19 protein-coding genes and 1 pseudogene are annotated in these 24,997 nt (G+C 62.0%); 4 read left to right on the top strand and 16 right to left on the bottom strand.

Annotation, left to right across the window (positions count from 1 at the left end; all coding sequences use genetic code 11):
- Window positions 1-7: 7 nt before the first annotated feature.
- The 11 genes from HNO86_RS28100 to HNO86_RS28050 all read right to left on the bottom strand — a co-directional run bounded on the left by HNO86_RS28100 (window position 8) and on the right by HNO86_RS28050 (window position 12,507).
- The gene (locus HNO86_RS28100; protein WP_175380191.1) at window positions 8-340 is read right to left on the bottom strand and encodes a DUF2934 domain-containing protein; all 333 of its coding nucleotides are present in this window, start codon (window positions 338-340) and stop codon (window positions 8-10) included.
- Between the two features lie 19 nt (window positions 341-359).
- A complete protein-coding gene (locus HNO86_RS28095) occupies window positions 360-3,137 on the bottom strand; it encodes a malto-oligosyltrehalose synthase (RefSeq protein ID WP_175380190.1) in 2,778 nt (925 codons plus the stop codon).
- On the bottom strand, window positions 3,134-5,212 hold the full coding sequence (gene malQ, locus HNO86_RS28090; RefSeq protein ID WP_175380189.1) for a 4-alpha-glucanotransferase: 2,079 nt from the start codon (window positions 5,210-5,212) through the stop codon (window positions 3,134-3,136). The genes HNO86_RS28095 and malQ overlap by 4 nt, the downstream gene beginning before the upstream one ends.
- Window positions 5,209-6,999 carry a malto-oligosyltrehalose trehalohydrolase gene (gene treZ, locus HNO86_RS28085; RefSeq protein ID WP_175380188.1) on the bottom strand — a complete coding sequence of 597 codons (1,791 nt, stop codon included), beginning with the start codon at window positions 6,997-6,999 and terminating at the stop codon, window positions 5,209-5,211. The genes malQ and treZ overlap by 4 nt, the downstream gene beginning before the upstream one ends.
- A 16-nt stretch (window positions 7,000-7,015) precedes the next feature.
- Window positions 7,016-8,602, bottom strand: a complete 1,587-nt coding sequence (gene glgA / locus HNO86_RS28080; protein WP_175380187.1) for a glycogen synthase GlgA — start codon at window positions 8,600-8,602, stop codon at window positions 7,016-7,018.
- Window positions 8,603-8,921: 319 nt separating this feature from the next.
- Window positions 8,922-9,155, bottom strand: coding sequence for a hypothetical protein (locus tag HNO86_RS28075; RefSeq protein WP_175380173.1), 234 nt, complete (start codon window positions 9,153-9,155; stop codon window positions 8,922-8,924).
- 24 nt (window positions 9,156-9,179) lie between these two features.
- Entirely contained in the window at window positions 9,180-10,133 is a 954-nt protein-coding gene (locus tag HNO86_RS28070; RefSeq protein ID WP_175380186.1) for a D-2-hydroxyacid dehydrogenase family protein, read from the bottom strand.
- 13 nt (window positions 10,134-10,146) lie between these two features.
- Window positions 10,147-11,172: an alpha/beta fold hydrolase gene (locus tag HNO86_RS28065; RefSeq protein ID WP_175380185.1), complete on the bottom strand. Its 1,026-nt coding sequence runs from the start codon at window positions 11,170-11,172 to the stop codon at window positions 10,147-10,149.
- A gap of 82 nt (window positions 11,173-11,254) precedes the next feature.
- A complete protein-coding gene (locus HNO86_RS28060) occupies window positions 11,255-11,689 on the bottom strand; it encodes a VTT domain-containing protein (RefSeq protein WP_175380197.1) in 435 nt (144 codons plus the stop codon).
- The gene (locus HNO86_RS28055) at window positions 11,689-12,135 is read right to left on the bottom strand and encodes a DUF411 domain-containing protein (RefSeq protein ID WP_175380184.1); all 447 of its coding nucleotides are present in this window, start codon (window positions 12,133-12,135) and stop codon (window positions 11,689-11,691) included. The genes HNO86_RS28060 and HNO86_RS28055 overlap by 1 nt, the downstream gene beginning before the upstream one ends.
- 234 nt (window positions 12,136-12,369) lie before the next feature.
- Window positions 12,370-12,507 carry a hypothetical protein gene (locus HNO86_RS28050; protein ID WP_175380183.1) on the bottom strand — a complete coding sequence of 46 codons (138 nt, stop codon included), beginning with the start codon at window positions 12,505-12,507 and terminating at the stop codon, window positions 12,370-12,372.
- Between the two features lie 193 nt (window positions 12,508-12,700).
- On the opposite strand from HNO86_RS28050, the gene HNO86_RS28045 reads away from it, so the two are divergent.
- Window positions 12,701-12,889 carry a hypothetical protein gene (locus tag HNO86_RS28045; RefSeq protein WP_175380182.1) on the top strand — a complete coding sequence of 63 codons (189 nt, stop codon included), beginning with the start codon at window positions 12,701-12,703 and terminating at the stop codon, window positions 12,887-12,889.
- 122 nt (window positions 12,890-13,011) lie between these two features.
- Here the strand turns inward: HNO86_RS28045 and HNO86_RS28040 are convergent, their stop codons facing one another.
- Window positions 13,012-13,383 (bottom strand): fe2+ zn2+ uptake regulation protein, encoded by a 372-nt coding sequence (locus HNO86_RS28040; protein ID WP_175380181.1) that lies wholly within the window; start codon window positions 13,381-13,383, stop codon window positions 13,012-13,014.
- Window positions 13,384-13,629: 246 nt separating this feature from the next.
- On the opposite strand from HNO86_RS28040, the gene HNO86_RS28035 reads away from it, so the two are divergent.
- Window positions 13,630-15,957, top strand: a complete 2,328-nt coding sequence (locus HNO86_RS28035; RefSeq protein WP_175380180.1) for a penicillin acylase family protein — start codon at window positions 13,630-13,632, stop codon at window positions 15,955-15,957.
- 232 nt (window positions 15,958-16,189) lie between these two features.
- Here HNO86_RS28035 and HNO86_RS28030 read toward each other — a convergent pair whose 3' ends face one another.
- Both HNO86_RS28030 and HNO86_RS28025 read right to left on the bottom strand, forming a co-directional pair.
- Window positions 16,190-17,209 (bottom strand): FecR family protein, encoded by a 1,020-nt coding sequence (locus tag HNO86_RS28030; protein ID WP_175380179.1) that lies wholly within the window; start codon window positions 17,207-17,209, stop codon window positions 16,190-16,192.
- A gap of 143 nt (window positions 17,210-17,352) precedes the next feature.
- A complete protein-coding gene (locus tag HNO86_RS28025) occupies window positions 17,353-22,134 on the bottom strand; it encodes a dermonecrotic toxin domain-containing protein (protein WP_175380178.1) in 4,782 nt (1,593 codons plus the stop codon).
- A 218-nt stretch (window positions 22,135-22,352) separates the two neighbouring features.
- Here HNO86_RS28025 and HNO86_RS28020 point away from each other — a divergent pair, with 218 nt between their 5' ends.
- Window positions 22,353-23,393 (top strand): Ldh family oxidoreductase, encoded by a 1,041-nt coding sequence (locus tag HNO86_RS28020; RefSeq protein ID WP_175380177.1) that lies wholly within the window; start codon window positions 22,353-22,355, stop codon window positions 23,391-23,393.
- 192 nt (window positions 23,394-23,585) lie between these two features.
- Here HNO86_RS28020 and HNO86_RS28015 read toward each other — a convergent pair whose 3' ends face one another.
- Window positions 23,586-23,903, bottom strand: a complete 318-nt coding sequence (locus HNO86_RS28015) for a YqjD family protein (protein ID WP_175380176.1) — start codon at window positions 23,901-23,903, stop codon at window positions 23,586-23,588.
- Window positions 23,904-24,064: 161 nt separating this feature from the next.
- On the opposite strand from HNO86_RS28015, the gene HNO86_RS28010 reads away from it, so the two are divergent.
- Entirely contained in the window at window positions 24,065-24,319 is a 255-nt protein-coding gene (locus HNO86_RS28010) for a hypothetical protein (protein ID WP_175380175.1), read from the top strand.
- Between the two features lie 3 nt (window positions 24,320-24,322).
- Here the strand turns inward: HNO86_RS28010 and HNO86_RS28005 are convergent.
- Window positions 24,323-24,934, bottom strand: a pseudogene (locus HNO86_RS28005) (LysR substrate-binding domain-containing protein); the annotation flags it as partial.
- Between the last annotated feature and the right edge of the window lie 63 nt (window positions 24,935-24,997).

Here is a 24,997-nt window from a genome sequence, read left to right as displayed (position 1 = left end):
TACAGCATCAGGCCGCGGGCGGTTTACGCGGGGCGCGAGGCTTTTTCTCGGCGGCCTTTTCCCCTGGCGCAATCACCGATGCCGCAGCGGCGGGCTTGGCCTTGGTGGTCTTGGCCTTCGGCTCAGCAGCCTTGCCATTGAGCGTCTTGGCGCCCGCGGCGGGTTTGCTGGCCGGGGTCTTGCTGCCCGTCGCCTTGGGCGCCTTTTTCGGTGCCAGGGCTTCGGCTTCGGCCAGTTTGCTGGCCATCTCCCAGTGGCGGGCTTCCTGGCCTTCGGGTTTGCCTTCGGACTCCCAGATCTGATAGGCGAACTCGCGGATGCGTTTATCTTGGGTACTCATCGCATTGCTCCTGAACAACTCAAGTGTCGGTAATTTGGATGAACAGATTGACCGGGAAGTCCCCCAGCGCGGCGCTGACCAGCAGCTCCTTTTGTGTTGTGACTGCGGAGCCTGAAAAAAGTCCCTTGAGATTTTCTTCCTCAGTTGTGAACGGCAAATGAACCCGTGTATCGCCCCACTGCGAAGCGTCGACCTGCGGTTCGGCACTGTTTTCCAGCAGCGGCGCACAGCGGATCGGCACGATCACGATGGCCCGTTTTTCCGCCTGTTCTCGAACGAACGCCAGGACCCGATGCGCCTGGCTGCCCGTGACCTCAAGAGGTTGGTAAGTCCCCTGGCGAAACAGCTCCGGGTGCTCGGCGCGCAGGCCCAGCGTGCGGACAATCAAGGTTTGCTTGATGCGCCCGTCACGCCAGTTCGCCACCCGTTCCGGTAACGCCGCCGCTTGCTGCAGCGCCTGTTGCCGATCGGCGTAATCCACGGGCCGGCGGTTGTCCGGGTCGACCAGGGAAAAGTCCCAGTACTCATTGCCCTGATACAGGTCTGGCACCCCCGGCACCGTCATGCGCAGCAAGGTTTGCGCCAAGCCATTGAGTGCGCCGGGGATGGCAATCGACTGCACGGCCTTGCTCAGGGCCGAGCGCAGCAGTTCGCCCTCGGGTGTCAGCAGCAGGCGCTTGAGAAAGGTTTCACAGGCCTGTTCATAGGCCTCGTTCGGCGCGCTCCAGCTGCTTTGCAACTTGGCTTCGCGCAGGGCTTTGCGCTGCCACTGCCAGACGCGTTCGGCGTAATCCTCGAGGGCCGTTGGATCATCGGGGCGCAGTTCGAGTGGCCAGCTGCCGAGCAGTGCCTGATACAGAATCAGCTCGTCGCCGGCAGAAGGTGCCAGGTCGTCATCGCGCAATGGTCGCGCGAGGGTGCGCCACAGACCGACATGTTCGGCGTACCAACGACTGCGTTCGCTCAACACCGCCAGACGCGCGCGGCTGTCTTCGCCGCGCTTGTGGTCGTGGGTCGCGGTGGCCAGCAGATTGTCGGGGAATTCGGCCAGGCGCTGGGTGCAGGCGGCATGAAAAGCGGTCACCGGAGCGCTGAACTGCTCGGTGCTGAAACCGACGTCATTGCGTGACAGCACAACCGCCGAACGATAGAACGCGGTGTCCTCCACGGCCTTGGCAGCCGCCGGCGAGGTCAATTGCTGGAAGCGCACGCAGGCATGCTTGAGGCGCTTGCGAACCCGTCCAGCGGGGCGTTTGCGCCAGGGCTCGCCACCGAGCCAGCCGGCCAGGCAATCGAGCACCGGCCAGTCGGCCTCGCCCAGGGTTTGCCGGGCACCGTCCATGGCCTGGTGGAAGATCACTTCATCCTGGGCCGACCGCCCGAGCGGGCTGATGTAGGTGCGATACACCGGGAAGTGCACGATCAGTTCCAGCAAGGCACGGCGGATCGCGCCGAGGGTCAGGTCGCGGGTCATCAGGTCATCCCGGGCCACTTGCAGCAGGGCCTGGGCGACGCTTTCGAAATCACCCGCGAGGGAACCGTTGAGGATTTGCTGGCGGGCCAGTTGTGCTTCCTGACGAAAGTCCGCCGGGCGCTCGCTGTAGCGCTGCCAGAGATCACCGAGGGTCTGCTCGCCCTGGGGGTCGTGTTGCAGCAGCGACAACTGATTCATGAATTCATATCCGGTGGTGCCGTCCACCGACCAGTCGCGCCGCAGGGTTTCACCTTCGCCGAGGATCTTCTCGACGTAGATCGGCAGGTGCCGGCCCGGTGCCAGACGATCCACGCGCCGTCGCAACTTGCGGCAGTAACCCCGAGGATCGGCGAGGCCGTCGATGTGGTCGATGCGCAGACCGTCGATCAGGCCGTCCGCCACCAGTTCGAAGATCTTCGCGTGAGTCGCCTCGAATACCGCCGGCCGTTCGACCCGCAGCCCGCCCAGCTCATTGATATCGAAAAAGCGCCGCCAGTTGATGTCGTCCGCCGCGGTGCGCCAGCTGGCGAGGCGATAACTCTGGCGCTCCAGCAGATCGTGCAGCTTTTCAAAGCCATCAGGGGTGGTCGAGTCGTAGCTTTGCAGGTGCTGTTCGATGGCTTGCACGATGGCCGGTTCGCGGGCCAGTTCGCGCAATTGTGCCTTCAGGGGAATGGCCAGGCCATGGGCATCGGTCTGATAGCTCAGGGTGCTGAAACGATCGGCCAGGGCCTTGAGCGGTTCGGTATCGCTCTTGAGCAGTTCGCCGAAATGGCTGGGGCAGATCGGGAAGTGGTGCTCGTAATGTTCGACGTGAAACGCACCGCGCCGGGCATCGAAGCGCAGGGGCAGGGTGCCGTTCTGCAAGGCGATGCCGTAGTCGCTGCCCAGGAATGGCAACAGCAGTTGGCCTTCCATGAGCGGATCGGGGGAGTGCCACTGGATATCGAAGAACTCGCCGTAGGGGCTCAGCCGGCCCCATTCGAGCAGGTCGAGCCACCAGGGATTGTCGCTGCCGCCGACCGCCATGTGGTTGGAGACGATATCGAGGATCAGGCCCATCTGCTGGCCGCGCAACGCGCTGACCAGACGACGCAGGGCCGCCTCACCGCCCAGCTCCGGGTTGACCGTGGTCGGGTCGACCACGTCGTAGCCGTGCATCGACCCGGCGCGGGCGCTGAGCAGCGGCGAGGCATACACATGGCTGATGCCGAGCCGGGCGAAGTACGGCACCAGCGCCACCGCGTCGTCGAGGGTAAAGCCTTTATGAAATTGCAGGCGCAAGGTCGCCCGTATCGGTTGTGGAGTGGACTGCACCGTCATGAATCACGCTCGGCGGCCTGGAGTCGCGCGCAGGCCAGCAGTTCCAGGCGCCGCGCGGCGTCCGGGTTGTCCAGCAGGATTTCACTGTAGCCGGGCAGGCGTCGCGACCAGTTGGGGTGGGTATCGATGGTGCCGGGCAGGTTGGCCTGCTGTTCGATGCCCAGGGCATCCTCCAGCGGCAGCAACACCAGCGGCGCCCGGGTGTGGCCGAGGAAACGCACGCTGGCGTCGAGCACCTGATCGGTTTCGTGGGATTCCTCGCGGAAGTTCTGCGGGTCCTGGCTCAGGGCCCGACGCAGGCCTTCGCGCTCCCGTTCGCGATGCTGGCGCCATTCGATTTCGCCATTGGCATCGATCAGGTTCAAGCGGGCGTTCCAGTCGATGTCGCGCCCGTGCCACCAGCCATTGAGGGTTGGCAGGTCGTGGGTGCTGGTGGTGGCCAAGGCGTTGTCCGGCCAGTCGAGGATCGGCTTGAAGTGGGTGTTGTCCTGTTCGAACAGCAGCACGCGCATGCCCAGCATCGAGCGTGCAGCGAGCTTTTCCCGCAGGCCGTCGGCCACGGTGCCCAGATCTTCGCCAAGGACAATGGCCTGATGGCGATGGGATTCGAGGGTCAGCAGGCGCAGCAGGTCGTCGATCGGGTAATAGAGATAAGCACCATCGGCGGGCGGTGCGCCGTTGGGGATCACCCACAGCCGTTGCAGGCCCATGACATGGTCGATGCGCAGGCCGCCGGCGTGGGCGAAGTTGGCGCGCAGCATCTCGATAAAGGCGCGGAAGCCGTTGCGCACCAGGCCTTCGGGGGAAAACGCGGAGATGCCCCAGCCCTGGCCGCTGCGGTTGAGAATGTCCGGTGGCGCACCGACGGTGAGAGAGGCGAGCAATTCATCCTGACGGCTCCAGGCCTGGCTGCCACCGCCATCGGCGCCGACGGCGAGGTCGGCAATCAGGCCGATGCTCATGCCGCTGCTGCGGGCGGCGGTCTGGGCGCGTTCCAGGCTGCGGTCGATCAGCCACTGGCAGAAGGCGAAATAGCCGATGCGCAAGGCATTTTCTTCGGCGAATTCGGCCAGGGCGGCGCTGCGCGGGTCGCGCCATTGCTCGGGCCACTGCCGCCAGTCGAGGTTTTCACCCTTGGCCGCGCGGACTTCCTGAATGGCTTCGAACCGACAATGGTTTTCCAGCGCTTCGCCGCCAGCGTGACGAAAGCTGCTGAAGTCGGCATGCAATGGGTGTTCGCCCTGGATGAAACCTTCGTACAGGGCATGCAGCAGCCGTTGCTTGGCGTTGGCGGCGGCCGGCCAGTCGATCAGCGGCCGCTGCTCGAGTTCTCTGAGATCGTCCGCCAGGCCGGTCGCGTCAATGGCTGCGCGCATCGCACGTTCACCCAGGATCGCGCCGGGCGCGCAATACAGGCTGTTGAGGAACAGGCGGCTGGAAGGCGAGTAGGGGCTGTAACGCCCGGTGTCGGCGGCGAACATGGCATGCAGCGGGCTGATCGCCAGGGCTTCGGCGCCGCGCTCGCCCGCCACCCGCGCCAGTTCTTCCAGGGCCAGGGTGTCGCCGAACCCGCCATCGCCGGTACGGCGCAAGGAATACAGTTGCGCGCTCAGGCCCCAGACCCGCGGGATCGGGGTGTCCACGGCATCCGCCACGCTGAAGCAGCGCTCGGGGGCCACGGCAAGGGTGAAGCTCTGGTCGTCGATGCTGACGTGCTGATAACCCACCGGGATCATCCCCGGCAGTGTGGCCTGGGCGTCAAGCTTGAGGCTCAGATGCGAACCGTCCTCCAGGTGAATCTCGCACGGCGTGTGCGGCTCGAAGAAATGCGCCAGATTCAGGCCGACACCGACGTCGGCGGTGATCAGCGGCGGCAGGGTCAGGGTTTCTTGCGCTTGCTGCAATTGCACCAGGCTGGCGTCGATCTCCTGGGCGCTGCCGGCCGGATGGCCGAGCCCGGTCAGGACATTGCGCAAGACCGAGGGGGCGACCTTTTGCGGGCGTCCGTTGGCGTCGATCCAGTCGACCGCCAGGCCCGCCCGGCTGGCGAGGTTTTCCAGTTGCGCATCGCTCATTGACGCTCTCCATCCGGGGGTGGCAAAGGGGGCGCGGCCTTGAGGGTGACGTGCGCGCTGTAGGGCGAAAGCGCGCCCTGTTGTTTCTGACCGCGTGGAGGGTGTTCGAACAACAGTTGCGCATCGCTGTGCTCGGCGCAGGGCACCGACGTAGCGCTGAGATTCAGGTCGATGCGCAGCTGGCTGCCATCGCCCATCCGCCAGCGCGCCGATACCGCGCCTGGGGCCAGCACCTCGGCATCCAGCGCCTGGGCGCCGGGCAGGCGCGGGATGATGTGGCGGTGGCGGATCTGCAGCAGCTGTCGATACAGGGTGTCGGTACGCGAAACGTCCGCATCTTTGAGTGTAGGCCTGGACGCTTCAAAGGTCTGCGGCGCATTCGGATCGGGGATGCGTTCGCGTTGATGGGGATTGGTGAAGGCCTTGAAGGCGGCGAATTCATTGCGCCGGCCTTCGCGCACCAGGTGCGCCAGCTCATCGTTGTGGCTGGTGAAAAACAGGAACGGTTGCTCGGCGGCGTATTCGTCGCCCATGAACAGCAGCGGGATCATCGGCGACAGCAGGAGCAGCGCGGTGGCGGCGCTCAAGGCGTCGGGATGGGCCAGTTGATGCAGACGCTCGCCGAAGGCACGGTTGCCGATCTGATCGTGGTTCTGCAAAAACAGGATGAAGGCGCTGGGCGGCAGGTGTCCGCTGGGTTCGCCACGGGCACGGCCATGACGGTTGATATGGCCCTGGAACACGAAGCCCTGGTTCAGGCAGCGAGCCAGTTGCTCGGTGGGATTTTTCGCGTAATCGGCGTAGTAGGCATCGGTTTCGCCGGTCAACAGCACATGCAGGGCGTTGTGACCGTCATCGTTCCATTGGGCGTCGTAGCCCTGTTCCAGAAGGCTTGCCTGGTTGTGTTCGTTTTCCACCATCAGCCAGACGTGACGCGGTGGATCGATCTGCTGGCGCACCCGCTGCGCCAGTTCCTGGAGGAAATCCGGATCTTCGATGGCGTGTACCGCGTCCAGGCGCAGGCCGTCGAAGCGGTACTCCAGCAACCACATCAGGGCGTTATCGATGAAGAAATCCCGCACCTCGCGGCGGCTGAAGTCGATGGCCGCGCCCCAGGGCGTGTGTTTGTCTTCATTGAAAAAGCCCTTGGCGTAGCGATGCAGGTAGTTGCCGTCCGGGCCGAAGTGGTTGTAGACCACGTCGAGGATCACCGCCAGGCCGTGGCCGTGGGCAGTGTCGATCAGGTGCTTGAGTTGCTCGGGGCTGCCATAGGAGGCCTGGGGCGCGTAGGGCAGCACGCCGTCGTAGCCCCAGTTGCGCTCGCCGGGAAACTGCGCCACGGGCATCAGTTCGATCGCGGTGATACCCAGTTCGACCAGGCGCGCCAGATGCTGCTCGACGGCGGCAAAACCGCCGAGGGCACCGACGTGCAATTCCTGGATCACTGCTTCATTCCACGGGCGGCCCAGCCAAGTGCTGTGCCGCCAGCGGTAGGCGTGGGGATCGACCACCACGCTGTGCCGGTGCACATCGCCATCCTGGGCGCGGGAGGCCGGGTCGGGCACCTCCAGTTCGCCGTCGATGTTGTAGCGGTAACGCGTACCCGCCTCGCAGCGGGTGTTGATCACGAACCAGCCGTCGGCCTGGGGCAACAACGGCATGGACTGTCCATTTTCCAATTCGACACTGACGTAAAACGCATCTGGCGCCCACAACGCGAATTGCGTGTGTTCTGCGTCCAGCATGATTGCGCCGTGGGGCCAGGTCTCAAGGGTCCGTAACGGCATCTTGAAAGCCTCTTTTTTACTGTTTGTGCGATTTCCCCAGTGCCCGGGCGACGAGCTTTTCGTAGAGATCGGCGTAGGGCTCGACGGCCTGGCACCAGTTGAAAGGTTGCGTCATGGCCTTGCAGCGCATGGCGTTGAGCAGTTCCGGGAAGGCGAACACCTTGAACGCGCGGCTCAGGGCTTGTTCGTAGCTTTCCACGGTGGATTCATCGAACAGGAAACCGGTCACGCCGTTTTCGATGGTGTCGGCCAGGCCACCGGTATTGCGCGCCACCGGCAACGAGCCAAAACGCTGGGCGTACATCTGGCTCAGGCCGCAAGGTTCATAGCGCGATGGCATCAGCAGGAAATCGCTGCCGGCGAACATGCGACGGGCGTCGGTTTCGTTGAAGCCGATGCGCACGCCGATCTGCCCGGGGAAGCGCAGGGCGAGTTCGCGCATGGCCTGTTCTTCTTCAGGCTCGCCGCGACCGATGATCGCGATCTGGCCGCCGTTCCTGACGATGTATTCGGAGACGGCTTCGGTCAGGTCCAGGCCTTTCTGGTAAACCAGGCGCGAGACCACGGCGAACAGCGGGCCTTCGCTGGGGTTCAGGCCGAACAGCTTGCGCACGTGGTCGGCGTTGACGGTCTTGCCTTCCCAGTCGCCGATGGCGAAGGGACGGAACAGGTGAGCGTCAGTGGCCGAGTCCCAACTTTCGTCGATGCCATTGGGGATGCCGCTGAGCTGGCCTTGCTGGGTCTTGGCGGCGAGGAAGCCGTCCAGGCCGCAACCGAAGGCCGGGGTGGTGATCTCCTGGGCGTAGGTGGCGCTGACCGTGGTGATGTGGCTCGAATAGGCCATGCCGGCCTTGAGGAACGACATCTTGCCGTAGAACTCCATGCCTTCCTGCTGCAGGGCGTGTTGCGGGATGCCCAGTTCCGGGCAGGAGCCCAGGCTGGTCACGCCCTGGTAGGCCAGGTTATGGATGGTGAACAGCGTCGGCGTGCGCTGACCGCGCCAGTGCATATAGGCCGGAGCGAGACCGGCGGGCCAGTCATGGGCGTGCACCAGGTCCGGGCACCAGTGGATTTGCGCCAGGTTGGCGGCGATGTCGGCGGCGGCCAGGCCCAGGCGGGCGAAACGGATATGGTTGTCCGGCCAGTCGCGGCCGTTGTTGGCGCCGTAGGGCGAGCCTTCGCGCTCGTAGAGCTCGGGGCAGATCAGTACGTAGATCACCAGGCCATCGGGCATGTCCATGCGTCCGATCTTGCAGGGTGGCAGTGCGGCATGCCCGCCCAGTTCGCCGATGATATGAATCGGGTTTTCACTGTGCATCACCTGCGGGTAACCGGGGATCAACACACGCACGTCGTGCAGGTGGGTCATGGCCCGGGGCAGGGCGGCAGACACGTCACCCAGGCCGCCGGTCTTCACCAGATCGGCAATTTCCGAGGTGACGAACAACACTTTCTTCCTGTTCGGATTCGCACTGACCACTGGTGCCAGCGTCCTGGTGCCGGGAACGCTGATCGACTGTGCAGTGGGAGCAATCACGACGCTCGATTCGCCGACGTGCTGGTGAGCACGTTCTCCCTGTACATCCAATGCCGCACTGATCATATGAATCTCCCGTGTTGTTGATCTAATTCTTAGCTCTGGCAAACGGTGTTCCTGAAAAACCACGTCCTGTGGTCGGGCACAACAGCGCCCCGCATCGGTGAGCAAACACTGCCCATGCGCTGAAGCAGAATGGGTGGATTAGCCATTGCAAGGATTGCACCAGTCGCAACGCACCTTCTTTTCACTCGACCAGCCGTTCACGGCAAAAGTTTCGAATATTTTTCCGCTTTGTGACCGGCCGGTTCTGGCTTGCGAAACTGAGCCTAGACCAGAACTTAGAGCGGTAAAGTGCGAATGGCAAAATTGTTCGACAATCGGTTTAAAGAGGTACGGTCGTGCCGGAAAGTGGTGCGCACGCGCCGACGAAGTGCAGGTTTTTTTGGGAAATTGGCAGGAAATGAAGCACAACTGTCATATCGGTGTGCGTGGGGGGACAGTGGGTTTGCACCATTACGGTGCGGGATTTTTTGTGAGTGAGCCTGCTCGCGATGAACGCCAGGACGCCGCGGGCATTCAGGCAGCCAGCGTTATCGTTGACCACCGTCGCGAGCATGTTCGCTCCTACAATAGGGCAGTATCAGTTCAGCAACCGGATCGCCGCACCCGCCGCCCATGCCTGTATGTCCTCAATCATCTGCGAGAAGAACAGCTGATAGTTCTGCTGGCTGACATACCCGACATGCGGTAAGGCCAAGACGTTTTCCAGGGTGCGGAACGGGTGGTTGGCGGGCAGCGGTTCAACTTCGAACACATCCAGCGCCGCGCCGGCCAGGCGGCGTTTTTGCAGGGCTTTGATGAGGGCGGATTCGTCGACGATCGGGCCGCGTGCGGTGTTGACGAGCAGGGCGGTGGGTTTCATCCAGCTCAGGGCTTCGGCGTCTACCAGGCCGCGGGAGCGGTCGCTGAGGACCAGGTGTACGGACAGGATGTCGGCCTGTTCGAACAATTGCTGCTTGCTGACATAGGTCACGCCTGCTTGCGTTGCGCGCTCGGCGGTGAGGTTTTCGCTCCAGGCGATCACGCGCATGCCGAATACCTGGCCGAATTGCGCGACGCGCTGGCCGATGCTGCCAAGGCCCAGTACCGCCAGGGTCTTGCCATGCAGATCGCCGCCCAGGCCTTGCTGCCACTTGCCGGCTCGCAAGGCGTTGGCTTCGTTCACCAGATTGCGGGTCGCGGCCATGATCAGTGCCCAGGTCAGTTCCGGGGCGGCGTGTTTGTAGCTGTCGCTGCCGCAGACCTGGATGCCCAGCGCCTTGGCGGCGTCCAGGTCGAGGGCGAAGTTGCGCATGCCTCCGGTCACCAGCAGCTTGAGCCTGGGCAAACTCTTGAGCAGTTGCGCGTCGAAGCGGGTGCGTTCGCGCATCACGCAAATCACTTCGAAATCACTCAGACGTTTTGCCAGCGTTGCGTTATCGGCAGGGTAGTCGTGGATGAAACTCACCTCGCCGATCGGCTCGAGCACGGACCAGTCGACCACGTCACGGGCCACATCCTGCCAATCGTCAATCACTGCAATCTGCACCGCCATCAGCCTTACCTCTTCAACGCACGGGGTTGTTTTTGTTCAGCCAGTCAAGCAACGCCTTGTGGAACTGCGCCGGCTCTTCCATCTGCGGCGCGTGGCCCATGCCGGGGAATTCCACGAGGGTCGATTGGGGAATCAGTTTTGCCACTTGCTCGCCAAGGACGTCGTAGTGGCCGATTTTCGCCTTCACCTCGGGTGAGGCGATGTCCTTGTTGATGGCTGTGGTGTCGGCGGTGCCGATCAACAGCAGGGTCGGCACTTTCAGGTCCTTGAACTCGTAGTACACCGGTTGGGTGAAAATCATGTCGTAAATGAGCGCCGAGTTCCATGCGACCTGAGTCTTGCCCGGGCCCTTGGCCATGCCCGCGTACATGTCCACCCAGCGGTCGAATTCGGGTTTCCAGCGGCCTTCGTAATAGGTGTTGCGCTGATAGTCGTGGATGCCTTGGGCGGTGACCTTGAGCTCGCGTTCATACCACTGATCGACGCTGCGATAGGGCACCCCGAGGGCTTTCCAGTCTTCCAGGCCGATGGGATTGACCATCGCCAGTTGTTCGACCTGCTCGGGATACTGCAGCGCATAGCGGGTGGCGAGCATGCCGCCGGTGGAATGGCCGAGCAGCGTGGCCTTCTGGATGCCCAGGGCCTTGAGCAGTTGCTGGGTGTTGCTGGCCAGTTGCTGGAAACTGTACTGATAGTGCGCAGGCTTGCTGGAGGTGCAGAAACCGATCTGGTCCGGCGCGATGACCCGGTAACCGGCGTCGCTCAAGGCCTTGATCGAAGTTTCCCAGGTGGCGCCGCAGAAATTCTTGCCGTGCATCAGCACCACGCTGCGGCCATTGGCCTTGCCGTGGGCGGCGACATCCATGTAGCCCATTTGCAGGGACTGGCCCTGGGACTCGAAGGCGAAATGTTTGACGGTGTAGGGGTACTGGAAACCTTGCAGCTCGGGCCCGTAGGCCGGGCCTTCGGCGTGAGCGATGACGGGCAGGGCGGCGGTCAGCAGCAGGCCGGGCAGCCAGCGGGTGAGGGAAGATGGCATGAATGAACTCCGTTGAAATCCGCCGATGCTGTATCGGCATGATTAGGGCGACATTAAACAGGCAATCGCTACAGCGGTTGGTTCAACCCATCCAGCCCAGGGTGGCCAGTGCCAATACGCCATACCGGGCGCCCTTGGCCAGTGTCACGATCAACAGGAAACGCCCCAGCGGTTCGCGCATGACGCCTGCGACCAGGGTCAGCGGATCGCCGATCACCGGCACCCAGCTGAGCAGCAGCGACCAGTGGCCGTAGCGTTGATAGTGAACCCGAGCCTTGTCCAGATGAGCCGGGCTGACCGGAAACCAGCGCCGATCACGAAAGCGCTCGATGGCTCGCCCCAGCCACCAGTTCACCAGCGAACCGAGGACATTGCCCAGGGTCGCTACCGCCAGCAGCGACCATAGCCAGTATTTGTCGCTCAGCAGCAGACCGACCAGTAACGCTTCGGATTGCAGGGGCAACAGCGTCGCGGCTCCGAAGGCCGCGATGAACAGACCGAAGTAGGCGCCGAAAATCAATGGGCGGGGTAGTCCGCCACGACCACATCCGTGCCGTCGTTCTTCAGGCCGATCACTTGATAGGCGTCGCTCATGCCGTCCATCTCCATGCCCGGCGAGCCCATGGGCATGCCGGGAGCGGCGACACCCAGCAAGTCATCGCGCTTGCTCAAGGCCACGACCTGATCGGCCGGCACATGGCCTTCGACGAATTTGCCGTTGATCAAGCCGGTGTGGCACGACGCCAGGCGCGGTGGCACGCCGTGTTGTTGCTTGAATTCGCTCATGTTGGTTTCGACATGGTCTTCGACCTTGAAACCGTTTGCTTCCAGGTGGCTGATCCATTTCTTGCAGCAGCCGCAGTTGGCATCGCGGTGTACTTCGATGGGAATCAGGTCGGCGGCCTGGGCCAGGGAGGAAAGAAACAGGGCGCTCAAGGCAGCCAGACGCAGAGAGGTTCGCATGTCGGCAGGTGTCTCGGATGGCGGGCGAAAAAAGAACGCATTCTGACCGGTTTTCCGGGGCAGGCATTCAAGGTTTGTTTCGAATTAATACAAGCGGGGCAGCCTGATGATGGTAGATCAAGGCTGACAGGCAGATGAGGGGGAGATTACAAATTTGTCAGGCTGGACGCTGAGCGCCGGATCAGGCGCTCAGGGAATCAGGTGTGGGGGACGTTTCAATGAAGGCCAGTGGGGTTAGCGATGGTAATAGCCCGGACCGCCCCGGTCATCGTAATGGTGGTCGTGGTGCCAGCCGCCGTGGGGGAAAACGATGCAGCCACTCAGGGAGAGCAGGGCCAGCAGGGGAATCAGCAGTGTGATTCGACGCAACATGTGTAAATCCTCATGGTTATCGCCGTGATAAAGCTAAAAATCGTCATCGGCTGTAACATGAGACCCCGCTCCCGGCGCCACATCCCCGCAATACGGTAGGGACTTGGCATGAGACCGGATACAAAGCGGATACATATGGGGGCAGCTACAAGCTTCAAGCTTTCAGTTCAAGACTTATCTTCGGGAAAGACCAATGACCCAGTCGCAACGTTTGAAATATTCGATTCTGATCGCCGTAGCCGTGCTGGCGATCATGTTTGGCCTGACGTATTTGCAGAACACCGGCGTGATCAACGAAAAGCAGTTTCAGTACATCGCCATAGGTGTGGCGGTGGTCGTGGTGGTGATCAATGGCGTGATGCGGCGCAAGGTCAAGCCTTGAGCGATTGCCAGGTCTTGGCGTGACGCGCAAAACCTGTAGGAGCGAGGCTTGCCCGCGAAGGCGTCCTTGATGACGTCAAAAGCTTCGCGGGCAAGCCTCGCTCCTACGGGCGCACGGATTGATCAGTGATCCTGCAACACCGCCGCAGCCCGTGGATCAAGGCTGTAGCTCTTGTCGGCATTGAGCACGATCACGCCCTCGCTGTTCAGGCGTTTCAACACTTCTCGCACGCTCAGGAACGACAGCGGAATATCCAGTTCCAGCAAATGCGTGTGCACGCCACGAACACCCAGGCTACGGTCGCTTTCAGCGGCGGTCAGCAGGGCATCGATGACTTTGAGACGAATCAGACTGGTTCGCAGGCCAAAGCTCTTGAGCAGAAAACGGATCCGCTCGTTGCCTTGGCGATCGGCACGCTGCTCAAAGACACCGACCCCGATGGAAGACTTCTTTGGTGCGTTTCCACCATCCGTTGGCAGTTGCGAGTTGTACATGGGAAAACTCCTTTTCAGAGCCTGATCAGGAAAATGGGCGCTCTTACAAGACAAGACGTATGAGCGACCCCAATCATGAAGACTTAAATGTAGAAATTTCGTCATCATGGTTTTACCCGTCCGAAAGGCGCCGCCAAATGGCGGTTCAGTCGCCTAAATTTTTTGCGTTTGCTTCGTCCTTGAATGGATGCGCCGTGCGTATCGACACGCAGAACGGTCATCATCGTTTTTCGATCAGGAGCGAGTGTGATTATTTCCAGCCAGTTAACCAGGTTGAGCCTGGCAGGCTTGTTTCTGGGGCTGAGTCTTGCGGCGAATGCCCGCAGCCAGCCGGAGCAGGCGAGTGCCGATATCCGTCGGACCAGTTTTGGCGTGCCGCATATACGGGCGCAGAGCGAGCGGGGGCTCGGGTTTGGAATCGGCTATGCCTACGCTCAGGATAACCTCTGTTTGCTGGCCAACGAGATTGCCACGGTGAACGGTCAGCGCTCGCGCTATTTCGGCCCGGAACAGTTGACGGTTGAGGAGCGGGAGAACCTGGTCAGCGACCTGTTTTTCACCTGGCTGAACACCCCGCGGGCGATTGACGGCTTCTGGCAGGCGCAAACCCCGCAGGTGCGCGAGCTGATCGAAGGTTACGTGGCCGGCTACAACCTTTCCCTGGCCGAGCGGCGCAGCCAGGGCTTGCCACAGCAATGCCAGGGCGAGTGGGTGCGGGACATCACCGCGCAGGATCTGGTGAAACTGACCCGTCGCCTGCTGGTGGAAGGTGGTGTCGGGCAATTCGCCGAGGCCCTGGCGGGCGCCACGCCACCGGCCGCTGTCGCCGTGAATGACGGCAAACAGACGGCCTTCCAGCTGGCCGACACACGCATGCAGCGTTTCGCCCTCGACCGTGGCAGCAATGCGGTAGCGGTGGGCAGTGAGCGTTCGTTCAACGGACGCGGCATGTTGCTGGCCAATCCGCATTTCCCCTGGGTTGGCGGCATGCGTTTCTACCAGATGCACCTGACCATTCCCGGCAAGCTCGATGTGATGGGCGCCGCCTTGCCCGGCCTGCCGATGATCAACATCGGGTTCAACCAGCACCTGGCCTGGACCCACACCGTGGACTCGTCCAGGCACTTCACCCTGTATCGCCTGCAACTGGATCCCAAGGATTCGACGCGCTACCTGCTCGACGGCAAGTCCCTGCCTCTGCAGAAACAGACGCTGAAGGTCGACGTGAAGCAGCCAGACGGTTCGGTCAAGGCGATTTCCCACGTGGTCTACAGCTCGCAGTTCGGACCGATCGTGCAGTGGCCGGGCAAGCTGGACTGGGACAAGCAGTTCGCCTACAGCCTGCGCGACGCCAATCTGGACAACGACCGCGTCCTTGCGCAGTGGTACGCCATGAACCAGGCCGACAGCCTCCAGGCATTCCAGGATTCGGTGCACAAAATCCAGGGTATACCCTGGGTCAACACCCTGGCGGCGGATGACAAGGGGCAAACCCTGTACATGAACCTGTCGGTGGTGCCGAACGTCAGCGCCGAGAAGCTGGCGCAATGCAGCGACCCGCGCATCGGCCTGCAGATGATCGTGCTCGACGGCTCCAACAGCGCCTGCGCCTGGAACATCGACCCGCAGGCGGCGCAGAAGGGCATTTATGCCTCGGACAAGTTGCCGCAACTGCTGCGCAAGGATTTCGTGCAGCACTCCAACGATTCGGCGTGGATGGCCAATCCGGCGCAACCTTTGACCGGTTACTCGCCGCTGATCAGCCAGGACAGCCAGCCGCTGGGCCTGCGTTCGCGCTTTGCCCTGAACAGCCTGGCTTCGGTCGGCACGCTGGGCGTGGCCGATCTGCAACGGATGGTGCTGGGCGATGAGGTGTATCAGGCCGGGCAGGTGATGCCGGACCTGCTGCAGTTCTGCGCGGGTGATCTGGGCGCCGATGCGCAAACCCTTGCGCCACTGTGCGCCAGCCTCAAAGCCTGGGACCGCAGGGCGAATCTGGACAGTGGCCTGGGTTTCGTGCATTTCCAGAATGTGATGCAGGGGCTGGAGCAGGCGGAGGATGTCTGGCGTGTGGCCTTCGACCCGCAGGACCCGCAACACACCCCACGCGGGCTGGCGGTGGACAAGCCGTCAGTGGCCCAGGCGTTGCGCCAGGCGATGCTGGCTTCGGTCGAGCAGGTCAAGGCATCGGGTCTCAAGCCGGACAGCCGTTGGGGCGATATCCAGGTGGTCAGCCGCGGCGACCGGGAAACGCCGATCCACGGCGGACCGGGAGCCCTGGGGGTGTACAACGCCATCCAGAGCGTGCCTCGAACCGACGGCAAGCGCGAGGTAGTCAGCGGCACCAGCTATCTGCAAATCGTCACCTTCGACGACAAGGGACCGCAGGCCAAAGGGGTGCTGGCGTTTTCGCTGTCGAGCGATCCGGCGTCGAAATACGCCAATGACCAGACCCTGGCGTTTTCGAAGAAGCAGTTGAGCGTGCTGCCGTTTACCGAACAGCAGATCAAGGCGGACCCGAGTTATCAGGTGCAGACCATTCGTGAGCAGGATGGGAAGGTGGCTAAACAGTAAACCCCAACACTGACTGCGGTCCCTGTGGGAGCGGGTTTGCTCGCGAAGAGGCCGGTACATTCAACAGCTGTGTTGACTGTTCCGACGCCTTCGCGGGCAAGCCACGCTCCCACAGGGTTTTGTGGCCGCCACAAATCCGGGTCTGGCCAATCAAACTGTAGGAGCCGAGCTTGCTCGCGATGGTCGTCAACGATGACGCGGGACGTCTGAATGCCCGCGGTGTGGCGTTGCCTCAGCTTTTGGGCGTGCGCTGCGGAATGGAGTTGATGACCGGATTACCTTCCTTGTTGCGCGTCAGGTACACCGGCAGCACCTTGGGCAAGGTGGCCACCAGGCTGTCGAGTTCCTTGATGTTGTAGATGCCGCCGATGCGGATGGCGCCGGTGCTGTTGTCGGCCACCATCAATGGCGTTTCCAGATAGCGGTTGATCAGCGGCAGGGCTTCGTTCAGCGCCAGGTTATCCAGCACCAGCTTGCCGCTGCGCCAGGCCAGCGAACTGTCGTTGTCGTAGGTCTGGCTGATCCGTGGAATGTAATCGCCATGGCGGTAACTGGCCTGCATCGACGGGCCGAGGCGCAAGCCGTCCCCCGGCAGATCGTCGTTGCTGCTGACCAGTACCGAGCCCTCGATCAGGTTGACCTTGACCTGATCTTCATACATCCAGACGTTGAATTGGGTCCCGGTAACCCGGATCCGGCCTTCGGCTGCCTTGACGATGAACGGGTGGCGGGTGTCGTGACTGACGCTGAAGAACGCCTCGCCCTTGTTCAGGGTGACCTGACGATGATCCTTGTAATTGCTCCAGGTCAGCTCGCTGCCCAGGTTCAACTCGACCTGGCTGCCGTCCTTCAAGGTCACCAGACGCACGCTGTCGGTGGCGGCGAAGTGCTGATACGAATTGGGCAGCCAGCCCAGATTCCAGCCACTGAACGCGGCCAGCGGCAGGGCGATGGCGCACACGGCGGCGGCCATGCCGTAGGTTTGCCAGGCTGTCCGGGGCCTGGCTTTGGCGATCGGCTGTTGAACCAGCGGCACGACCACCGGTTCCGGCCGCGGCAAATCCCCGGCGACTTCCCAGATTTCCAGCATGGCTTCGTATTCGAACGCATGCAGCGGATGGGCATCGAGCCACTGCTCGAACGCCAGGCGCTCCTGCGGTGTGCAGTCTTCGGCGTGCAGACGCATGCACCAGTGCGCAGCGGCATCGGTGATGGCGTCGTATTCGGCTTGGGAGAGAGAGTGGTCGGTCATTGACTCATCCTGATTTCGGCCATTCTAACCGTGAGGACCGCTGGCGAGAACATCGGTCATGGCATTTTCCCATCAACTGTACCGATATTTGCTGATTTCCGCCTCCCACTGCAGGAGCAAGCTCGCTCCTGCAGGGGGAGTCATCAGGAAGCGGCCGGGTCCAGCTGGCGGCCCATCTGGCAGATCAGGTGCGCGACCGAATCGGCGTTGCGCAGGATGACGGCGATGCGCGCATCCGGATTGACCGGGTTACGGAATGCGCTTCGTGCCTCTTCCATGGTCTTGCTGGCGGTTATCTTCAGGATTTCGTTGCCCACGTGTTCGATGCCCTCGATCGCATCCAGGCTGATCCAGGCTTTGAGTTGGTTGTTCCAGCGCGCGAACAGCTGTTCTCGCGGCGTCGCCTGGGACAAGGCCGTGCGCTGGAAGCTCTCCTGGGTGCTCTTCATCTGCGCGCCGAGGCTGGTTTGCTCGGCGATCAAATCGCTGAAGGGCCGTCTCGCTTCCAGATAGGACATGTCCAGGGTTTTTGAAAAGATATGCGAAAACTCGTGGATGAGGATGGCGGCCTGGGCATGCCCGTCGATGTCGAAGGGTTCAGTGAGAAAGCCTTGGTAGATTTCCAATTGGGGGTTGAAAAAGGCGTCGGAGAAATGCACCTGTTTGCGCTCATCGTCGTCGATCACGAACGCGCTGGTCCTGTCGTCCGCCTCGCGCATCGAGCCGACGACAAAACGCTCGGTGTTCAGCAACTCTTCGTTGGGGTCCACCAGGGCTTTGCACAGCGGGATGACGGCCTTGCCGATCTTGTCCAGCAGGCTGATATCCACCTTGGGCACGTCAAAGAAAACCCTGAGCAAGCCGTCCAGTCGCGTGCCTTGTTGCAGGCTCCGGGCCTGGGCCAGGTTGTGCAGGCTATTGAAGGCATAAAAACGCGCCAGATCGATGGCCTGAATGATCGTGCGGGCCTTTTCCGGGTAATTGAAGCGGATGCTCATCATGCCCTGGGCTTCGATATTGAAGGTGCGGCGTACGGTGCGGTCCGCCGCGTATTCGTTGAGCATCTTCGACAAGGCCTTGCCGTCGTGCACCGTGTGGCGGTCCGGGGCCAGCACCCATTGTCCGCCGGGTGACTTCAAGAGCGCCGGGCCTTTCTTTGCCGCGTGACTGATTTGCAGGACAGCGCCGGGTTTGGCGACCTCGTAGACCTTGCCGGCGACAGCGGCATATCGCAGCTTCGTGGCAGGGTCGAGCCAGGTGCCTTCAGTGGTGTCCTTGCGCAAGTCCTTCAAGGCCAGAGTCGACGCTTCGAAAGGCTGCAGCAGAGTACGCATCGGCGCCGTCGGTTCGTTCCGTCCCCATTGCGGGTCGCGCAGCGGAGTCTTGACGGGGATAGTCGCTGACGCAGGCGGGCTGTCGGAAACCTCCTGCGGCGACAACTCACCCAGGCTCACCATCTGCGCCGTACCGTCGATGAAACGCTTGATGGCGCGCGTCCAGCGTTGACCCTGCAAGGCTTCGGCCGAGTCGCTGAAGTCATCGAAGGCTTGCCAGAGGAAACGGATGTAGCCGAGTTTGCCGGGCAACAGGCCGGAGGCGCGCTTGATGCCGGAACTGAACAGTTGCCTGACCGCCTCCCAGTCCGATTGCCCTGTTGTCTGGGACTGGCTGGCGAGCATCTGAGTCAGCAGCTGGGTGTTGTCCTTGAACAGTTGCGTGAGTAGATGACCGTCAATCGGCGATGACGCGAGGGTGATTTCGCTGGTCTCGCCGAGACTGGATTTGAGCAGGTTCTGGAAGGGCACCTGCTCACTGTCCGGCAGCCGGCGAATCAGCAGTTCGCGCAAGGAGCCCGGCGTATTGAGCGCCGAGACCAGATCGGCTTCGCTGTCGAACTCGGTGAACAACGAGCCTGGCGAATAGGGCGCGTAGAGGATGTAAGGCCCCTGTTTGGCGGTATCAGGGTTGATCACGTACAGGCCTCGACTCTGCACGGGCTTGGCGCCGGCGGTCTTGATCAGTTCCAGGGGCCGGACGATGGCGTGAGCGCCTGTCACCACCGCCCGGGCGGTGGCGTCCGGCATGTCCAGCACCTGCAGGATCAGATCGAACGCGCTGGAGGACAGCTGACGTTGCAGTTTCAGGGCGTGGGCATGTTGCAGCAATTGCCAGGGCAACTGTTTTACGAAGCGCAATTGTCGCGGCGCGGCGTCGGTGCCGGACAAGGCGTCCGTGACCTTTTTTGCGTAATCGCCATGGATGTTCAACGACAGCAGCAATTGAGTGACGGCGGCCTGATTCAAGCCTTCCGGCATTTTTTGCGGGGCTTTGGCCGTGACCCGAAAGCCTGTGCCCTGGGCGATATTGACGTGGTTCAGGGCGAATTGGGTCAGGGTTTGCGCAGGTCCCGCCAGAGCCAGCCGGGGCGTGATCTCGATCAGATCGGGATCCACGGAGGTTTTGGGGAAGCGCGTCGCCAGCAAGGTTTGCAAGGTCTGTCGAACGTAGTCTTCCAGTGTCTGCACGCCATGCAGGTAATCCTTGTCGTCGCTGACGTTGTTGCGGTACTGCTGCAGCAACTCGACGTGCAGTTTCTGCTCATCCACCGGCGCCAGACCCAGCCACGCGGGCATCGATTGTTGCTGGCTGATGGCTTGGGCGATCCAGGTGGCTCTGCTTGAGTTGGTATCGATACCGGCCTGCGCCAAGGCCCTGAGTGCCTGATATTCCTTGGCACTGGGCAATTTCATCGAGCGGATGTGCTCGCTGCGCGCCAGAAACAGCTCGATGGTTGACTGGGCGATGTGCTGCAGGACGTTGCCTTGAATCAGCTGCAGCGAATCGAGCGAATAGCGGCGATGGAATTTGCGCTGGGCAGGGCGCAGATTTTCCAGCAGGCCCAGGCGTTTTTCAGGATCGAGCAGGCGCTGATTCAACTGTTGTCGCGCACTGGCGACGGTTTTGAAAACCTCCAGACCGGTCCCCGGTGCCCACAAAATCGCCCGCCCGGAATGCTCCGTGTCGAGTCCGCCACGTTCGGTCAGCAGCACGCAGTTGGCCAGCAGCATTGGCTCTTTCTCACCAGAACATTCAAGGACCAGCGAGAAAGCATCGGGATAGAAACCGCGAATGGCGGGGCGACTTTTGCGGTCCGGCCGGTCCGGGTTGAAAACCGTGTCGACGATGTACCAGTCGGCGTTGCGCAGGCTGCCGCTCATCTCGCGCAACGCCGCTTCCCCGCGCAAGGCAACGGCGAAGGCCTGGGCCAGCTGTGACCTTGCAGACTCCAGGTACTGGCGTTGCAGCGCCAGATTGCCCAGCGGTTGCGCGGCAATTTCGCCACGCACCGGCAGATCGACGGCGAGAAAGGTTTTCACGTAACCGTCCGCCGTATCCCGCAAGACCAGCGACGGCTGCGCGCCCGAGGCAATGGGGCGGGTGCTCCAGCGCCCCTGGCTGTCGAGTGCCAGCAGCTGTTCGCCGATCATGGCGCGAATATCCAGCGCCTTGTCGAAATACGCCTGGATGTTCACCTCGCCGTCGCTGTTGCGGAACACCTGGAAGGCATATTCGAGGTTTTGCAGCTGTTTGCCGATGATCGCTTCGAACAACGTGGTGAACACCGCACCGTTGACCACCGCGCCCGAGACTTGCGCCTGGTCGAAACCGATGAACAGGCTGCGTTCTTCCAGGCTCATCAGGTCATAGAGTTCATCGTCGTGGCCGGCTTCCATGGTCTTTTTGCGCAGGGTGGCCTTGAGGTCCGCGTAGTCCTTGAGCACCTGCAAGCCTTTGGCGGGGGTGTACAGAAAGGCGTTGGAGCTGTCTTGGCTGATCATCAGCGAGCCGGAGAGTTCGACCGCGTTGGGCCGGTATTCCCACAGGCGCACGGTTTCCAGGGTCAGTGAGGAGTGGGTGGCAGGCTCGATCAGGTGTTGCAAGGCGTGCCACTGTTGCGGGGTGATGACGCTGTTCTCGCGTTTGAGCAACAGATCGGCGCGGGCCTTTTCCACGATCGCCCGTGCGAAAAATGCCCGTCGTGTTGCGCCGTCGACGCTCGCTTCGTTCCAGAAGTGCTGGATCTGCGCGGACAACTGGCCGTTCAGGCTGTCGGCGGCGCGTTTGATTGCAGCGTCCCAGCGCTGTTGATCGGCGGCCTGCGCGGCTCTTTGCGGGTGGGTGAATTCTACGTGCTCGCCGACGGGCCAGCGTTGATGACGGTAGTACCACAGCAGCGCTTCGCTCAGGGACATGGAGCGGGTCAGGTGACGCGACGCCGGGTTCCCGGGCTCGGCCTCGATGTAGAAACCGGCCTGGGTCCGGCGCTGATCCATTTGCGCAAGGTCCGCCTTGAGCAAGGCTTGCAGCAGTGAATCGAGCAGTGCGTTCAGTGACGGCAATTGGCGCAGCTCATCGATCATCGCCTGATCGTTCTCGCGCTGAACGCCTTGAATCACGGCACTCTGGTCTTCGAAGATGTCGCCGTCGATGGTCTGGAACGTCAGCTTGATATCGCTGGCCGCCGCCAGTGTTTTACGCGCGGATAACGACATGAAGGCCAGCAGGTCGTGGTCTTCGTCGGCGCTGTCCAACTGTTTCTGGAGGTGGTCGGACAGGGCGGTGCGGCTGGCGAACTTCTTGATGCCGGCATGGGGGGTGTAAAGAATCTCGCCCTTGTCGTCGGGAGTGGCGCTCAGCACGAAACAGCCGGCCAGTGGCACCGACAGACTGCCGGAGCTGACCTGAATGCGCTCGGCGTGCATCGGTGGCGTTTGTTCGCTGCGTTTTTTTTGGCTGGGCAGCTTCAAGTGGCTGAGCCATTGGAATTGCTTGTGTGTGAGCCCGTGGATTTTGCCCAGTTCGGCCCAGCGATCGGAGGATTTCAGGGCCTCGGGGAAAAACAGTGGAGCGGGGGATGTGGTCATTGGCGAGTCTCGCGCGGGTGCTGCGTGCAGCACCGGTGAATGGGGCGTCGAGACTAGGAGCGGGTGCCAGTGTGCGGGCGGTAGATACATAACGCACGGGCGTCGCTCGCGAGGGGTTGACAGGTGACTCGCCGCGCGTCGTTAATCGGCGCTCTACATACGCTGTTGCGCTTTCCAAAAAATAATGAGCCCAAAAAATAATTAGTCTGGAGCTTCAGATGTCTGCGCCACTCCATCCTGAATCTGCTGTTGTCTCGCAAAGCCTGTCACTGGCCCAGTTGACGGCATTGCTTGAGAAGATATTCCTGCGTCACGGCACCTCTGCGGACGTCGCCAGGGTACTGGCGCAAAACTGCGCCGGTGCCGAACGTGACGGTGCGCACAGCCACGGGGTGTTCCGGATTCCCGGGTATGTGTCGACGCTGCAGAGCGGCTGGGTGAACGGCAAGGCCGTGCCGGTGGTCGAGGATGTGGCTTCGGGTTTTGTCCGGGTCGATGCCGGCAACGGCTTTGCCCAGCCGGCACTGGAGGCGGCTCGGGATCTGCTGGTGGAAAAGGCCCGTAGCGCCGGCATCGCGGTGCTGGCCATCCGCAACTCCCACCATTTCGCCGCGCTGTGGCCGGATGTCGAGCCGTTCGCCTATGAAGGGCTGGTGGCCCTGAGCGTGGTCAACAGCATGACCTGCGTGGTGCCCCATGGCGCCGACCGGCCGCTGTTCGGCACCAACCCCATCGCTTTCGCCGCGCCTCGCGCCGACGGTGACCCGATTGTGTTCGACCTGGCCACCAGCGCCATTGCCCACGGCGACGTGCAGATTGCCGCACGCAAGGGCGAACGTCTGCCGGCGGGCATGGGCGTGGACGCTTTGGGTCAACCGACCCAGGACCCGAAAGCGATTCTCGAAGGCGGCGCGCTGTTGCCGTTTGGCGGGCACAAGGGCTCGGCGCTGTCGATGATGGTGGAGTTGCTGGCGGCGGCGTTGACCGGCGGGAATTTTTCGTTCGAGTTCGACTGGAAGAATCATCCGGGTGCGAAGACGCCTTGGACCGGTCAGTTGCTGATTGTCATCGATCCGAGCAAAGCGGCCGGGTTGAGCTTCGCCGAACGCAGCCAGGAACTGGTGCGGCAGATGCATGGGGTGGGATTGAAGCGCTTGCCGGGAGATCGCCGGCATCACCAGCGGGCGAAGTCGCAGGTCAGCGGGATTGTGCTGGATGGGCAGACGTTGGCGAATTTGCGGGAGCTCGCTGGGGACTGACCGCATTGATTCAATTGCAATGACACTTTCGCAATGATGCCTTTGTGGCGAGGGGGCTTGTCGAAACGTCGCGCCGCCCCGTTGGGTCGCGTAGCGGCCCCAAAAAGATGGGACTGCTGCGCAGTCCAACGGAGCAAGCCCCCTCGCCACAGGTTATGTATTTCAGGGTTGGAACCACGGTGGAGGGCGGGATCAACGCCGGCCTAGCAACAACCCCACCACCAACCCAAACCCGGCCGATATGGCCACGGTCTGCCACGGATGCCCGCCGATATAGCTTTCGGTGGCTTCCACCGCCGGCAGTGTGCGGTCACGCACGTTGGTCACCGAATCCTTTGCCTGCTGCAGTTTCTGGGCGATCTGCCCGCGCAGGGTCTCTGCTTCCTCTCCTACCAGTGAAGCACTGTTCTTGAGCAGTTTTTCCGACTCTTCGATCAGAGCCTGAAGTTCGCTGAAGGCCTGGTCCTTGATTTGATCTTCGGCGGCTTGCATGGCGGTTTTGCGGGCCATTGAAGTACTCCTTGCAGGTAAGTGACAGTGAACAATGGAGTGCGCGACGTTTGAAAAAGTTGCAGCGATTTTGCGCATTGGTCCCTGCCTGAAGAAAATCCCGGCAGGAGGAATCGTCCTACAGTGTAAGATGTCGGCTATTTACCCAGCAGGAAATTTCCATGAGCTTCAATCTGGCCGCAAAAACCCTCGCCGAGCGCGCGGAGATCGAGGACGAGAAGTCCCGTCTGTTCGAACTCTGGCAATCCAACCTGGGCAAAGCCAAGGGCGAGGCCGCGCGGTTGTTCGGTGAGCGTGCCAAGCGCAAGGGCAAGTGGGCCGAGTGGGTTCGCGCCGAACTGGACGGCATGTCGCCGCCCGAGTTCTCGAATATGGTGCGCAGTGAAGTCAATCGCCTGATGGCCGCCAACAAGTAAGCCCTAGGCAAAACTGGCGACGATCGCCTCACGCACCTTGGCCAGCACCGGATCGAGCTGGGTGCTGGTGCGCCAGCCCAGTTCGATCGGGTAGCGCGGCAACGCCAGGGGGCAGGGCAGCAGCGCCAGATCGCAGAGCGCGGCGATGCTTTGCGCCGCATGGGCGGGAATGGTCGCCACCGCCTGACTGCCCTTGAGCAGATGCGGCAATGCCGCAAAATGCGTGGTCGAGGCGCAGACCCGACGACTCAGGCCCAGCGCCGCCAACCCCTCATCGGTAATCCCGATAAAGCCCCCCGACGACACCAGGATTTGGTCCCGGGCGACGAATTGCGCAAGTTCGATGCTGTTCTGCCCTGGCGCCAGGCTGCGCGGGTCCACCAAACACGCATAACCCCCTTCACCCAGCACCTGACGGCTGAGCAGGCGCTCGGCAAATCCGCCGGCGGCAACCGCCAGGTCGATGCTGCGTTCCATCAGGGCATCGCCGACGATCTGGCTGTGGGTCTGGCGAAAGATCAGGCGCAGCTTCGGTGCGATCCGGGCGACTTCCTCGATCAGGCGTCGGCCAAAAGCGATCTCGAAATCATCCGACATGCCCAGTGTCCCGCACCGACATAAATCCTGGACTTTTAAGTTTGAACTTATTGAATGAAATCGAACAATGCAGATATAAAA

The sequence above is a fragment of the Pseudomonas sp. C1C7 genome (assembly GCF_013359595.1).
GTDB lineage: Bacteria > Pseudomonadota > Gammaproteobacteria > Pseudomonadales > Pseudomonadaceae > Aquipseudomonas.
The sequence above is the reverse complement of the archived record's forward strand: the minus strand, read 5'-3'. Positions and strand labels throughout refer to the sequence as shown.